Annotated in this window: 9 protein-coding genes; 7 read left to right on the top strand and 2 right to left on the bottom strand. The window is 72.3% G+C overall.

Features of this window, described 5'->3' with window-relative positions; all coding sequences use genetic code 11:
- Positions 1 to 7: 7 nt before the first annotated feature.
- Both QEZ54_RS22360 and QEZ54_RS22355 read left to right on the top strand, forming a co-directional pair.
- A complete protein-coding gene (locus QEZ54_RS22360; protein WP_281306643.1) occupies positions 8 to 793 on the top strand; it encodes an alpha/beta fold hydrolase in 786 nt (261 codons plus the stop codon).
- A 25-nt stretch (positions 794 to 818) separates the two neighbouring features.
- A complete protein-coding gene (locus QEZ54_RS22355; RefSeq protein ID WP_348650563.1) occupies positions 819 to 1,976 on the top strand; it encodes an anhydro-N-acetylmuramic acid kinase in 1,158 nt (385 codons plus the stop codon).
- Positions 1,977 to 1,995: 19 nt separating this feature from the next.
- Here the strand turns inward: QEZ54_RS22355 and QEZ54_RS22350 are convergent, their stop codons facing one another.
- Both QEZ54_RS22350 and QEZ54_RS22345 read right to left on the bottom strand, forming a co-directional pair.
- Positions 1,996 to 3,465 carry a M81 family metallopeptidase gene (locus QEZ54_RS22350; RefSeq protein WP_281306642.1) on the bottom strand — a complete coding sequence of 490 codons (1,470 nt, stop codon included), beginning with the start codon at positions 3,463 to 3,465 and terminating at the stop codon, positions 1,996 to 1,998.
- Between the two features lie 68 nt (positions 3,466 to 3,533).
- The gene (locus QEZ54_RS22345; protein ID WP_281306641.1) at positions 3,534 to 4,256 is read right to left on the bottom strand and encodes a VOC family protein; all 723 of its coding nucleotides are present in this window, start codon (positions 4,254 to 4,256) and stop codon (positions 3,534 to 3,536) included.
- Positions 4,257 to 4,397: 141 nt separating this feature from the next.
- Here QEZ54_RS22345 and QEZ54_RS22340 point away from each other — a divergent pair, with 141 nt between their 5' ends.
- The 5 genes from QEZ54_RS22340 (at position 4,398) to QEZ54_RS22320 (ending at position 14,098) form a co-directional block, all read left to right on the top strand.
- Positions 4,398 to 4,676, top strand: a complete 279-nt coding sequence (locus tag QEZ54_RS22340; RefSeq protein ID WP_281306640.1) for a helix-turn-helix transcriptional regulator — start codon at positions 4,398 to 4,400, stop codon at positions 4,674 to 4,676.
- A gap of 141 nt (positions 4,677 to 4,817) precedes the next feature.
- Entirely contained in the window at positions 4,818 to 5,603 is a 786-nt protein-coding gene (locus QEZ54_RS22335; protein ID WP_281306639.1) for a peptidoglycan DD-metalloendopeptidase family protein, read from the top strand.
- A gap of 137 nt (positions 5,604 to 5,740) precedes the next feature.
- Positions 5,741 to 8,626 (top strand): fibronectin type III domain-containing protein, encoded by a 2,886-nt coding sequence (locus QEZ54_RS22330; RefSeq protein ID WP_281306638.1) that lies wholly within the window; start codon positions 5,741 to 5,743, stop codon positions 8,624 to 8,626.
- 168 nt (positions 8,627 to 8,794) lie between these two features.
- Positions 8,795 to 12,043 (top strand): GH92 family glycosyl hydrolase, encoded by a 3,249-nt coding sequence (locus QEZ54_RS22325; RefSeq protein ID WP_281306637.1) that lies wholly within the window; start codon positions 8,795 to 8,797, stop codon positions 12,041 to 12,043.
- Between the two features lie 219 nt (positions 12,044 to 12,262).
- On the top strand, positions 12,263 to 14,098 hold the full coding sequence (locus QEZ54_RS22320) for an ABC transporter ATP-binding protein (protein ID WP_281306708.1): 1,836 nt from the start codon (positions 12,263 to 12,265) through the stop codon (positions 14,096 to 14,098).
- Positions 14,099 to 14,119 lie beyond the last annotated feature (21 nt).

Below are 14,119 nucleotides of genomic sequence, written 5' to 3'. Positions count from 1 at the left end.
ACCGCACGTGAACCCGAACACCCCGACGCGTACGGCGCGCGCCCACGGCTGGATCGTGGGCGCGCCCCGGCGCACCACCCCCTCGGTACGGCTGTTCTGCCTGCCGCACGCGGGCGGCAGCTCCTCCGCGTACGCGGGCTGGCCCGCCCTGTTCGGGCCGGAGGTGGAGGTCTGCCCGATCGAACTGCCCGGTCGGCACACCCGCTGGCACGAACCGGCCGTGACCGACGTCGACACGCTGGTCAACGCGCTGGCCACCGCGCTGGCAGGCGAGCTCGACGTGCCGTACGCCCTGTTCGGGCACAGCATGGGCTCGCTGCTCGCGTTCGAACTCGCCCGCACCCTGCGCCGCCGCGGCTACGGCGAACCGCGGGTGCTGTTCGCCTCGGGCGGCCCCGCCCCGCACCTGCGGCGCGAGCAGCCGCTGCACGACAAGCCCGACCCGGAGCTGATCGAGCGACTGGCCGCCTACGGCGGGCTGCCCGACGAGCTGCTCGCCGAGCCGGAGCTGCTGGAGCTGCTGCTGCCGATCATCCGCGCCGACTTCCAGCTCTGCGAGACCTACCGCCACCGCGCCGAGGCGCCGCTGGCCTGCCCGATCGTCGCGTACGCGGGCGAGCAGGACGCGGAGGTGCCCCTGGCCCGGGTGCGGCCCTGGCAGGAGCACACGTCCGGCCCGTTCACCCAGCACGTGCTGCCCGGCGGGCACTTCTTCGTGCGCTCCGACCAGGACACCGTGCTCGCCAGCGTACGCGCCGCGCTGGCCGACGCCGGTGCGCCGACGGCCGCGTGACGTCCGGGGGCCGTGTGTGAGGGTCATGGGCATGATGTCGGGCACCTCCCACGACGGCATCGACGTGGCCGTGGTCGACTTCAGCACGCACGGCACCGAACTGCGCGGCCGACTCGTGTACGGCGACAGCACGCCCTACCCGCCGCGGCTGCGTGAACGGCTCGCGGCCACCCTGCCCCCGGCGTCGCTGACCTTCGCCGAGGTCTGCGCCCTGGACACCGGCATCGGCCAGGCGTTCGCCGAAGCCGCCGCCCAGGCCGCCGACCGGGCCGGGCCGGTGGACCTGGTCTGCTCGCACGGGCAGACCGTCTACCACTGGGTCGACGACGGCCGGGTGCTGGGCACGCTGCAACTGGGCCAACCGGCCTGGATCGCCGAACGGCTCGGCACCCCCGTCGTCGCCGACCTGCGCGTCCGCGACATCACCGCGGGCGGCCAGGGCGCGCCGCTGGTGTCGCTGATGGACACGCTGCTGCTGGCCGGCCTGCCCGGCCGACCGGCCGCGCTCAACCTCGGCGGCATCGCGAACCTGACCGTGCTCCGCCCGCCCGGTGGCAGCGGACCGCTCGCCTTCGACACCGGCCCCGCCAACGCGCTCATCGACGCCGCCGCGCTGCGGGTCACCGGCGGGCGGCAGGGCTACGACGCCGACGGCCGCCTCGCGGCGGCGGGCACCGTCCACCAGGGCCTGCTCGACCATCTGCTCGCCGAGCCCTACTACCGTCGCGGCGCCCCGAAGAGCACCGGCAAGGAACTGTTCCACGCCGGGTACCTGGCGGCGGCGCTGGCGGTGTTCGGCCCGGTCGGCGACGCCGACCTGCTGGCGACCGTCACGGCGCTCACCGCCGCCACCGTCGCCGACCAGGTCCGCCGCTACGGCGTGGACACGCTGGTCGCCTCCGGCGGCGGCTGCGCCAACCCGACACTGACCGCGATGCTCGCCGCGCGCCTGCCCGGCGTCGAACTCTCCACCAGCGACGCGTTCGGCGCACCGAGCGACGCCAAGGAGGCGATCGCGTTCGCCCTGCTCGGCTGGTACACCGCGCACGGCCTGCCCGGCACGGTGCCGTCGGCGACCGGCGCCCGCGGCGGCCGCGTCCTGGGCACGCTGGTGCCCGGCGACGGCCCGCTGCTGCTTCCCCCGCCGCTGCCAGCCGGTCCGCGGACGCTGCGGCTGGCCTGACCGGGCGCGGACCGCGCGCTCATCCGGTGACGACGGCCAGCTCCGCGGTGAAGCCACGGTCCAGGGGAAACATCGGCCGGGTCACCTTCCGGTACGGCAGCCGCGGCAGGTCCTGGTCGACGCCGCCCGGAGTCAGCGCGAGCAGCCAGTCGCCCGCCGCGTCGAACAGTTCGGGCTCCAGATAGCCGATCTTCACCACCACGACGTCCACCGCCTCGACCGCCACCCCGAGCCTGGTGTACGACTCCAGCAGCCGGTACTGCATCCGCCGCGACGTGACGAAGACGCTGAGCCCGCCCACCCGCACACTGACGCACCGCCCGCCGTCCGGATCGTCGGCGGCCGACTCCAGTACCCCGTCCAGCAGGAGCGGACCCGGGTCGCGCCCGTCGATCCGGCCGCCGACCGTCACCCGCACCGGCGAGCCGGGGGCCTGGTCGGCGACCTGCGCCACGGCCTGCGGATCGACCAGCGACGCGAACACGGCCCGGCGCGAACCGTCGCGGATCTCCGGCCGCGCCAGCAGCCGGTCCAGGGCGAACGTGACGTCGTCCGCACCGCCCGCCCCCGGGTTGTCGCCCGAGTCGCTGATGAAGAACGGCCGCCGGGCCGGGTCGGCGACCGCGGCCAGCGCCGCGTCGAGGCACTCGTCCATCGAACCGGTCGGGGCGACGAAAGCGAACTCGTCGCGGGCCGCCCAGAAGCGCTCCCCGAGCTCGCGGGCCGCGTCCGCCGCCGCCGCGGCGTCGGTGCCGGTGACCACGACCGCGCCCTGGCACCGTGCCTGGTCGGCCCAGGCGTAGCCGATCCAGATCGCCGCGTCGATGACGCCGTCGCGCGCCTCGACCGCCGGGATGCCCGCGTACAGGCTCCGCGCCGGCTCCTGCCGGGTGCTGGTCATCTCGCCCGGCAGCAGGATCGGCACGTGGACCAGGGCCTTGCGCGGGCGCCGTCCCCGGCGCAGCGCCTCGACCAGGTTGCGCGCGGCGCGCTCGCGGGTCTCCCACACGTCGACGTGCGGGGCGGTCCGGTAGCAGGTCAGCAGGTCGCACGCGTCGAACAGCACCCGGGAGACGTTGCCGTGCAGGTCCATCGCCGCGGACACGTACGGCTGCGGCCCGAGCACCGACCGGACGGCGGTGACCAGGTCGCCCTCCGCGTCGTCGCGCCCGACGACGCTCATCGCCCCGTGGCAGTCCAGCAGCATCCCGTCCACCGGACCGGCCGCGGCCAGCCGGGCCGTGAGCTCGGCGGCCCAGGCCTCGTAAGCCGCCGGCTCCACCGCCCCGCCGGGCAGGGCGCGGGCGTGCACGAGCGGGATCCACTCGACGTCGGCGGCCCAGGGGCGGGCGGGCGCGAGCCAGTCGTACCGGGCCAGCAGCGCGTCGCCCCGGGTGACCTCGAAGTCGGCGGCGGTGCTCAGATGCGGCGAGAACGTGCTGGACTCGATGTGGACGCCGCCGATGGCGACGCGCAGCGGGCGGGACATGACCGGTCGGCTCCTGGGTCGGGTGGCAGCGGGCTGGGGACCGCCGTGGACGGATGGCGAGGGGGCAGTCAGGCCGGGGCCAGGAGGCAGAACTCGTTGCCCTCCGGGTCGGCCAGGACCGTCCACGGGACGTCGACGTCGACGGCGGTCGCGCCGAGCGCCCGCAGCCTGGCCGCCTCGGCCTCGCGGTCGTCACCCGGGTACGGGCGGACGTCGAGGTGCACGCGGTTCCACCCGGTCTTCACGTCCGGCGTGCGCAGGAACCGCAGGTACGGCCCGACGCCCTGGGCCGAGCGCAGCACCGCGCTGTGCTCGGTCGCCCAGTGCACGGCCCAGTCCGTGGCCTGGCCCCAGAAGCAGGCCATGGCCTGCGGGTCCGCGCAGTCGACGACCACGGAGGCGATCGGCCCCGTCTCCTCGTAGAGCGAGTCCAGTACGCAGAACTCGTTGCCCTCCGGGTCGGCCAGGACCGTCCACGGGACGTCGCCCTGGCCCACGTCGGCGGGTGTCGCGCCGAGGTCCAGCAGGCGTGCGACCAATTCCGCCTGGTGGGCCGCCGAGTTCGCGGCCAGGTCGACGTGCACGCGGTTCTTCACCGTCTTGGGCTCCGGCGAGGAGACGAGGTCGATGCAGACGGCGGCGGGGTCGGGGTAGGCGAAACCCGCGGGTTCGAGGTTGGTCACGCCGGGTTCCTCGCTGGAGACCACCCAGCCGAGGGCCTGCGCCCAGAAGCCGCCCAGCGCGGCGTCGTCCAGCGCCTTCATGTTGATCTGCACAAGCCGCGTCGCCATGCCGACGATGCTAGCCGTTGAAGATCGTTGTTTCCCCGCCATGCCCGTGACCATGCGAAAAGCTCCGGTGCCGGTCGTGGCGGCCGATGCGCGACTCGCCGCGTCGATCGGTCCACATAAGACAGTGGCGGCCGTGGGGGGGTGACGGAGCTGGCGGAGCACCTGGGTGCGCTCATGCGCCGGTCCGGGGTGGGCACGCAGACGCTGAGCAAGCTGACCGGGGTACTGCGGACCGCCATCGACAACTGGCGTGACGGCACGGTGCGGCGTCCTCGGCGCTGGGAGCCGCTGCTGCGGATCGCGCGGGTGCTGTCGCTGTCGCGCGAGGAGCGCGGGCGGTCGCTGCGGGTGGCGTCGCTGGGTTACTGGCGGGAGATCGGCCATCCGCGCGCCGCGGCGTACGACGGTGCGCCGGTATGACGGCGACAGGTGCAGATTAGGGGGTTGCCCGGCTTCGGACGGGTCTCGGAGGATCGTGCTACGGCATCGACATGTGTCGAATGAATGCCGTGGTGTGGTGGCCGCCCGCCGTCCGATGACCCGAGTCTCGAAGGAGCGCCCATGCTCGCCAGGACCCTACGCACCGCCGTCGTGACCGCCGTCGCGGCGGCGGCCGTGCTCGTCGCGGCCTCGCCCGCCTCGGCGGCGCCGGTGTACAAGCTGCCCTTCCCCTGCGGGGAGACCTGGGGCGGGAGCACCCGGTCCGACCACAGCCCGGTCAACGCCATCGACTTCAACCGTACCGACGACGTGGACGACTGGGTGATCGCGAGCGCGCCGGGCACCGTGGAGACCGTCGCCGACCAGGGCGCCACCGGGTACGGCAAGTACATAAAGATCAATCACGGGGGCGGCCACAGCACCTACTACGCGCACCTCAACAGCTGGTGGGTGAGTGTGGGCTCGGTCGTGGGGTACGGCACCGTCATCGGCACGGTCGGCTCGACCGGCAACTCCAGCGGCCCGCACCTGCACTACGAGCAGCGCGCCAACGGCACCCCGAACCAGGTCGCCTTCGACGGCGTCACCGCCCTCTACTACGGCGCCAAGAACTACGTGAGCAGCAACGCCTGCGGTGGCACCAACCGCACCGGCGCGGGCTGGATCGACACCTCCACGAGTGGCCCGCAGAACGTCTACTCCGGCGCGGGCACCACGTTCAGCGTGGTCGGGTCCCTGCCCGACGGCGCCTACGTGACCGTCTGGTGCCAGGCGGTCGGACAGAGCGTCACCGGCAAGTGGGGCACCAGCAACGTCTGGAACCGCATCGACCTGGGCAGGTTCGTGCCTGACGTGAACACGTACACCGGCTACACCGGCTTCATCCCGTCGGTGCCGCGCTGCTGACCGGCGTCAGGTGCAGATTCGGGGGTTGAACCCGCGCGCGCCCGAACCTGACGATGCTCATCGATGCGAAGCGGTGCCCGTCCTGCGGCGGGCACCGCTTCGCTCATGTCGCGACCCTTTCCGAGAGGACTTCTCGCATGCCTGCGTCACCTTCGCGCCGACCACGCGCGCGGCTCCCGCGCGCCCTGGCGACCGTGGCGGTCACCCTGCTCACCGTGCTGCTGGGCGCGTTCGTCGCCCCGCAGCCCGCCTCGGCCGCGCTGGGCAGCCAGGGCATCCAATGGGGCTGGTCGGTCGACTGGGACACCTGCCAGCGCTACCCGGACACCGACCGGATGCTCAACAACGCCGACCTGCTCGCCCGCACCAGCTGGGTGCGCCTGGACCTGCGCGGCGCCGGGGGCGGCGCCTGCGGCGACATCGCCGCGAAGTACCAGGAGATCCTGGACGCGCTGTCCGGGCACAACATCAAGGTCATCGGCCTGCTGTCGCACGAGGTGGCCAAGGGCGGCTCGGTCGGCGGGTCCGCCGCCGACTACGCCGCCGCGGTCGGCGCGGTCGCCTGCAACGCGGCCTACAGCCAGGTGGACGTCTGGGAGGTCTGGAACGAGCCCAACTTCACCGACACCCACCTGGAGGCGCGGGCGTACGCGGAGAAGCTGGCCGCCGCCGTCAACGCCATCCGCGCCTGCCCGGCAGCCAGCGGCGACAAGATCATCACGGGTGGCGTGACTCCGGGGCCGGACGGCTCGCCCGACCACCCGGTCACCTACCTCGACGCCGTCGGGGACGCGCTGCCCGAGTTCGGGTTCAGCTCCCTGTCGGCCGCCGTCAACGGCATCGGCGTGCACCCGTACGTCTTCCCCAAGGCCGACAACGACACCCGGCACGCGCCGCTCAAGGCCTACATCGACGCCCTCAAGGCCATCGGCCTGCCCCAGTACGTCACCGAGTACGGCTTCCGCCTGCCCGACGACAACGGCACCGTCGACGCCGACGAGACACCCGACCAGACCACCCAGTGCGAGAACCTCGTCAACGCGGTGAACCTGCTCGACGGCTACGCCGACAGCGTCGTCGCCGCGGCCACCTGGTTCACCCTGCGCGACCTGCCCGGCGACCCGAGCCGCCGGTTCGGCCTCTACACCGAGGGCGGCGACCCGCGCGTGTCGCTGAGCGGCTACCTCGGCACCGGCTGCGGCGGGGTCCAGTCCGGCTACTACGACCCCACCGACGAGCAGCTGGCCTGGACCGACCCGGGCGGCACCGCCCTGGCCGCGACCAGCTACGAGGTGGCGCTGGCCCGGCCCGGTGACAGCACCTACACGCTGACCGCCACCACGACCGGCACCCGGGTGGCGCTGGCCGTGTTCAACCCGGTGCTGACCGCCGACACCTACCGCTGGCGGGTCACCACCATCCGCAACGGCGTCCGGTACCCGAGCCCGCAGTGGGAGTTCACCTATCTGGGCCGCCCGGCGCGCCCGGCGGCGGCCACGGCCTCGCCGCTGACCGCGAACGCGGTCACCGTCAGCTGGCTGGACCAGAGCAACAACGAGTCCGGCTTCGAGATATCCAACGGCTCCGGTACGGCCTCGGTCGGACCCAACGCCACCAGCTACACCTGGGGCGGGCTCGCTCCCGGCAGCACGACGTGCTTCACGGTCCGGGCGGTCAACCCGACCGGAGCCTCGGCGTGGACCTCGCCCGCCAGCTGCGCCACCACCCCCGCGCTGCCCGCCGCGCCGAGCAACGTGGCCGCCACGGTCGTGACCGGGACCAGCGTCCAGATCAGCTGGACCGACAACTCCGGCAACGAGACCGGCTTCGAGATCGCCGACGACACCACCTCGCAGGTCGTCGGCACCAACACCACCTCCTACACCTGGGGCGGCATCGCCAACGGCGCCACGAGGTGCTTCCGGGTGCGGGCCTACAACCTGGGCGGCTACTCGCCCTGGACCGGCAACGCCTGCGCCACCACGCCGACCGTCCCGATCGCCCCGGCCACCCCGGCGGCCGCCGCGCCGAGCGGCACCAGCATCCAGGTGACCTGGGCGGACAAGTCCGCCAACGAGTGGGGCTTCGAGATCTCCAACGGCACCACGTCGCAGGTCGTGGGCGCCAACAGCACCTCGTACACGTGGACTGGCCTGGCCAACGGCACGTACATGTGCTTCCGGGTGCGGTCCTACAACCTCGCGGGCTACTCGGCCTGGACGGCGTACGCGTGCGCGACCACGCCGACGATCCCGACCGCCCCGACCAACCCCACGGCGGTGGTGGTCAGCGGCACCGCGATCCAGGTCGGCTGGGCGGACAAGTCCGCCAACGAGATCGGCTTCGAGATCTCCAACGGGGTCACCTCGCAGGTGGTCGGCGCCAACAGCACGTTCTACACCTGGGGCGGGCTGGCCAACGGCACGTACATGTGCTTCCGGGTGCGGTCCTACAGCCTGGCCGGCTACTCGGCCTGGACGGCGTACGCGTGCAACACCACGCCCACCGTCCCGGCGGTGCCCGCCATCGGCGCCGCCGTGGCGATCAACGCCAACCAGATCACCGTCAGCTGGACGGACCGGTCGGCCAACGAGACCGGCTTCCAGCTCTACAACGGCGTCAGCACGATCACGCTCGGCCCGAACTCCACCAGCTACACCTGGGGCGGCCTGGCGGCGGGCACCTACATGTGCTTCGCGGTGCGGGCGTACAACGCGGCGGGCTACTCGGCGTACACCCCGTACGCCTGCACGACGACGCCGACGCCCCCGGCGGCGCCGACCGGGCAGGCCGCCGCCGCGCTGAACAGCTCGCAGATCCGGGTGACCTGGCAGGACCGGTCGGCCAACAAGACCGGCTTCCAGGTGTACGACGGCGTCAACACGTTCACGCTGGGCGCCAACAGCACCGTGTTCACCCGCACCGGCCTGGCCTCGCGCACCTACATGTGCTTCGCGGTCCGGTCCTACAACGCGGCGGGCTACTCGGCCTGGACACCCTACGCCTGTACGACCACGCTCTGACCGGCGCCGGATCCAGGCGGTCATGACGCGCGGCGGGAGAGGTCTTCCCGTCGCGCGTCATGACCGATAACCTTCGATCGATCGGCGGTTCTCGCACAATCACGCATCGATGTCCGATGCCTGCGCGCGGCCGCGATTGACAACGTTGTCTCCACCCTGGAGGAAGCTATGCACCTGCGCAGAGCGCTACCCGCGCCACTGGCACTGCTGCTCGGCCTGGCGGTCCTGACCGGCGCGCCGACACCCGCCGCCGCGGCCGTCGCCAACCCGGCCGGGCTCGTGAACACCCTCATCGGCAGCAGCAACAGCGGCGAGACCCTGCCCGGCGCCACCACCCCGTTCGGCATGGTGCAGTGGAGCCCCGAGAACACCGGCGGCAACCAGACCCGCACCGTCGAACCGGGCGGATACTCGTACAACGTCACCCGCATCCGCGGGTTCGCCCTCACCCACCTGTCCGGCACCGGCTGCGCCGGGGCCTCCGGCGACATCCCGTTCATGCCCTACGTCGGCACCGTCGGCTCGTCGCCCAGCGCCGACACCACCGACGCCACCTACGCCAGCAACTTCTCGCACAGCAACGAGACCGCGACCGCCGGCTACTACCGGGTGCTGCTCGGCTCCGGCGTCGACACCGAGCTGACCGCCACCACCCGCACCGGCTCCGGCAAGTTCACCTACCCGGCGGGCACCGCGAGCATGCTGGTGCGCACGTCCAACTCCGAGGTCGGCTCCAGCGCCGCCACCGTGAGCATCGACAGCGCCAACCGCACCATCAGCGGCTCGGTGACCAGCGGAAACTTCTGCGGCTACATCAACGCGGTCGGGCGGCGCAGCTACTACACGCTGTACTTCACCGCCGTGTTCGACAAGCCGTTCGCCTCCACCGGCACCTGGCAGGACGGCACGCTGCGGGCCGGGACCACCACCGCCAGCGGCGGCACCACCTACGGCACCGACGGCTGGCCGGTGGCCGGGCGCGGCTCCGGCGGCTACGTCAGCTTCGACCTGTCCTCCGGGCGCACCGTCGGGGTCCGGGTCGGCGTCTCGTACGTGAGCGCCGCCAACGCCGCCGCCAACCTCAACGCCGAGAACCCGGCCGGGACCAGCTTCGACACCGTCCGCGCCGGCGCCACCGCCGCGTGGAACACCGAGCTGGGCCGCGCCGAGATCACCGGCGGCACCACCGCCCAGCAGTCCACCTTCTACACCGCGCTCTACCACGCGATGCAGCACCCCAACGTGTTCAGCGACACCAACGGCCAGTACACCGGCATGGACCAGCAGGTGCACTCGCTGACCGCCGGGCAGTCCGCCCAGTACGCCAACTTCTCCGGCTGGGACGTCTACCGCGGCCAGCTGCAGCTGGTCACGCTGCTGCGGCCCGACATCGGCGGCGACATGGCCCAGTCGCTGCTCAACCAGGCCAACCAGAACGGCGGGGTGTGGGACCGCTGGACCCACAACCAGGGCGGCACCCACGTCATGACCGGCGACCCGGCCCATGCCGCGCTGCCCAGCATCTACGCCTTCGGCGGCACCAACTTCAACGCCTCCGCCGCGCTCACCTCGATGGTCAACGCGGCCAGCAACGTCACCGCCGCCGACCTCAGCCGCGACGGCTGGAACGTCATGGTGGTGGGGGAGCGGCCCTCGCTGGACAAGTGGCTGAGCATCCACTACATCCCGGAGAGCAGCAACGCCTGGGGCGGCGCCGGGGAGACCCTGGAGAACGTCGCCGCCGACTTCGGCCTGTCGCAGCTGGCCGCCCGCCTCGGCCAGACGGGCACCGCCAGCACGTTCCTGGCCCGGTCGCAGTACTGGAAGAACGTCTACAACCCGGCGACCGGCTACATCCAGAACCGGCGCGAGGACGGCAGCTGGCCCGCGTTCAACCCGGCCAACTCCGACGGCTTCGCCGAGGGCAGCGCCGCGCAGTACACCTGGATGATCCCGCACAACGTGAAGGGCCTGTTCGACAGGATGGGCGGCAACGCCGCCGCCAACAGCCGCCTGGACTCCTTCTTCCACAACTCCGACGGCAGCTGGGCGCTGAGCGGCGCCGGCGGGCTCAAGTCCGAGCTCGACAACGAGCCGTCCATCGGCGCGCCGTGGCTCTACAACTTCTCGGGGCAGCCGTACAAGGCCCAGCAGACCCTGCGGCAGATCCTCAACACCATGTGGAGCAACACCCCGGGCGGCATCCCCGGCCAGGACGACCTCGGCGCCATGTCCGCCTGGTACGCCTGGTCGGCGATGGGCCTGCAGCCGCTCGCCCCCGGCCGGTCCGAGCTGCTGCTGACCAGCCCGCTGTTCCCGCAGGTCGTCATCCACCGGGGCAACGGCGTCAACCTGACGATCAACGCCCCGAACGCGTCCGCCTCGACGTTCTACGTCCAGTCGCTGTCGGTCAACGGCACCGCCTCGACCAGGCCGTGGCTGCCCGAGTCGTTCGTGGCCAACGGCGGCACGCTCGACTTCACGCTGGGCACCACCGCCAACACCGGCTGGGGCAGCGCGGCCGCCGACGCCCCGCCGTCGTTCGACACCACCAGCACCGGGCCGACCAACATCGCGCTCAACCGGCCGGTGACCAGCTCGGCGGCGTGCAACACCAACGAGGCCGCAGCCAAGGCCGTCAACGGGTCGTGGACCGGCGGGACGTCGGACAAGTTCTGCTCGGCGGCCGCCTCGGCGTTCCTGCAGGTCGACCTCGGGCAGTCGTACGCGATCACGTCGTTCACCGTGCGGCACGCGAGCGCGGGCGGGGAGTCGGCGACCTGGAACACCAAGGACTTCGACATCCAGACCTCGCCCGACGGCAGCACCTGGACGACCGTGGTGCAGGCGCGCGGCAACACCGCCGCCGCCAGCACGCACAACGTCACCGCCACCGGCCGGTACGCCCGGATCAACGTCATCACCGGCACCCAGTCGGCGGCGACCCCGACCCGGATCTACGAGTTCGAGGCCTACGGCACGCCCGGCTCGTCGGGCTCGACGAACGTGGCGCTGAACAAGACCGCGACCGGCTCGACGCCGTGCAACGCCAACGAGGGACCGGCGAAGGCGGTCAACGGGTCGGTCAGCGGCGGCGGCTCCGACAAGTTCTGCACCACCGACACGACCAGGTTCCTCCAGATCGACCTGGGGCAGTCGTACGCGATCAAGTCGTTCACGCTGCGCCACGCCGGAGCCGGCGGCGAGTCGGCGACCTGGAACACCCGCGACTACGACATCCAGACCTCGACCGACGGCACGACCTGGACGACCGTGGTGCAGGCGCGGGCCAACACGGCCAACGTCAGCACCCACACCGTGACTGCCACCGGCCGCTACGTGAAGGTCAACATCATCACCCCGGCCCAGGACGGCAACACCGCCGTCCGCCTGTACGAGTTCGAAGTCTACAACTGACGCAGTGCTGAGGGTCGCCGCTGTCCGCTGCGGGCAGCGGCGACCCTTCATCGCGGCCGGAGTGTCGCACCCGTGCGGTAGACCTCGGATTTGACGTCAACCTCGCTTGAGGTTCTACGGTGGCGTCGGCGGGCCAGGCCCGCCCGCAACGGGTCCGCGACGGGAAGGCACAGCTCGATGAGCATGGAAATGGCGGCGTGGAACTCCCTCTACCACGCCATGAACGCCCAGGACGAGCGCCGCCCGTTCTCAGCCGCGACGCTGAGGCGCATCCTCGGCTTCGCCGGCCCGCACCGGCGGCAGCTGGTGGCGTTCCTCGCGCTCAGCGTGGTCGGCGCGGTGCTCGCGGTGGCCACCCCGATCCTGGCGGGCCGGGTGATCGACACGATCACCGACGGCGGACCGGAGGCGACCGTGGTGTGGCTGGCGGCCGCCATCGCCGCGCTCGCGCTGGCCGAGGCCGGGCTGAGCCTGGCCACCCGCTGGCTGTCGGCGACGATCGGGGAGGGCCTGATCCTCGACCTGCGCACCGCCGTGTTCGACCATGTGCAGCGGATGCCGGTCGCGTTCTTCACCCGGACCCGCACCGGCGCGCTGGTCAGCCGCCTGAACAACGACGTGATCGGCGCGCAGCGCGCGTTCAGCGACACCCTGTCGGGGGTGGTGGCGAACCTGGTCATGCTGGTGCTGACGCTGATCGTCATGATCCAGCTGTCGTGGCAGATCACGCTGCTGGCGCTGGTGCTGCTACCGGTCTTCGTGCTGCCCGCCCGCCGGATGGGCAACAAGCTCGCCCGGCTGGAGCGCGAGGCCGCCGAGCACAACGCCACTATGAGCACGAACATGACCGAGCGCTTCTCCGCGCCCGGTGCGACCCTGGTCAAGCTGTTCGGGCAGCCGGAGCGCGAATCGGCCGAGTTCGCCGCGCGGGCCCGGCGGGTGCGCGACATCGGCGTGCGCACCGCGATGGTGCAGTGGGTCTTCGTCACGGCCCTGATGCTGGTCTCCGCGCTGGCGCTGGCTCTGGTCTACGGCCTGGGCGGGGTGTTCGCGCTGCGCGGCACGCTGGACGAGGGCGCGGTGGTCGCGCTGGCGCTGCTGCTGGCCCGCCTCTACGCTCCGCTGACCTCGCTGGCCAGCGCCCGGGTCGAGGTGATGAGCGCCCTGGTCAGTTTCGAGCGGGTGTTCGAGATCCTGGACCTCAAGCCGCTTATCACCGAACCGGACCAGCCGCAGCGGCTGCCCGACGGCCCGGTGTCGGTGCAGTTCGACGGCGTCGACTTCGGCTACCCGGCGGCGGACAAGGTGTCGCTGGCCTCGCTGGAGGAGGTGGCGGTGCTCGATACTCGGGGCGGCGCGCAGGTGCTGCACGACGTGTCGTTCACCGCTGAGCCGGGCCAGCTCGTCGCGCTGGTCGGCTCCTCCGGGGCGGGCAAGTCCACCATCGCGCAGCTGCTGCCGCGGCTGTACGACACCGACGGCGGCACAGTGCGGCTGGCCGGCGTCGACGTACGCGACCTGGACGCCAAGACGATCCGCCAGACGCTGGGCATGGTCACCCAGGACGGCCACCTGTTCCACGAGTCGGTGCGCGCCAACCTGCTGCTGGCCTGCCCTGAGGCCACCGACGAGCAGCTGTGGGACGCGCTGCGCCGGGCCCGGCTGGCCGACCTGGTCGAGGAGCTGCCCGACGGCCTGGACACGGTCGTCGGCGAGCGCGGCTACCGGCTGTCGGGCGGTGAGCGGCAGCGGCTGACGATCGCGCGGGTGCTGCTGGCCAGACCGCGGGTGGTGGTGCTCGACGAGGCGACGGCACACCTGGACTCGACGTCGGAGGCGGCCGTGCAGGAGGCACTGGCCGAAGCCCTGGCCGGTCGTACCTCCGTGGTCATCGCGCACCGGCTGTCCACGGTGCGCCAGGCCGACCAGATCCTCGTGATCGAGGCCGGGCGCGTCGTCGAACGCGGTACGCACCCCGACCTGCTGGCCCGCGACGGCCGCTACGCCGAGCTGTACCGTACGCAGTTCGACCAGCCGGTCGGCAGCTTGGCCTGAGGCGCCGACCGGTTCGGGAGC

Source organism: Catellatospora sp. KI3 (assembly GCF_029948125.1).
In the GTDB taxonomy this organism is placed as follows: domain Bacteria; phylum Actinomycetota; class Actinomycetes; order Mycobacteriales; family Micromonosporaceae; genus Catellatospora.
Note: the sequence above shows the minus strand (reverse complement) of the source record. Positions and strands in the feature narration are given on the sequence as shown.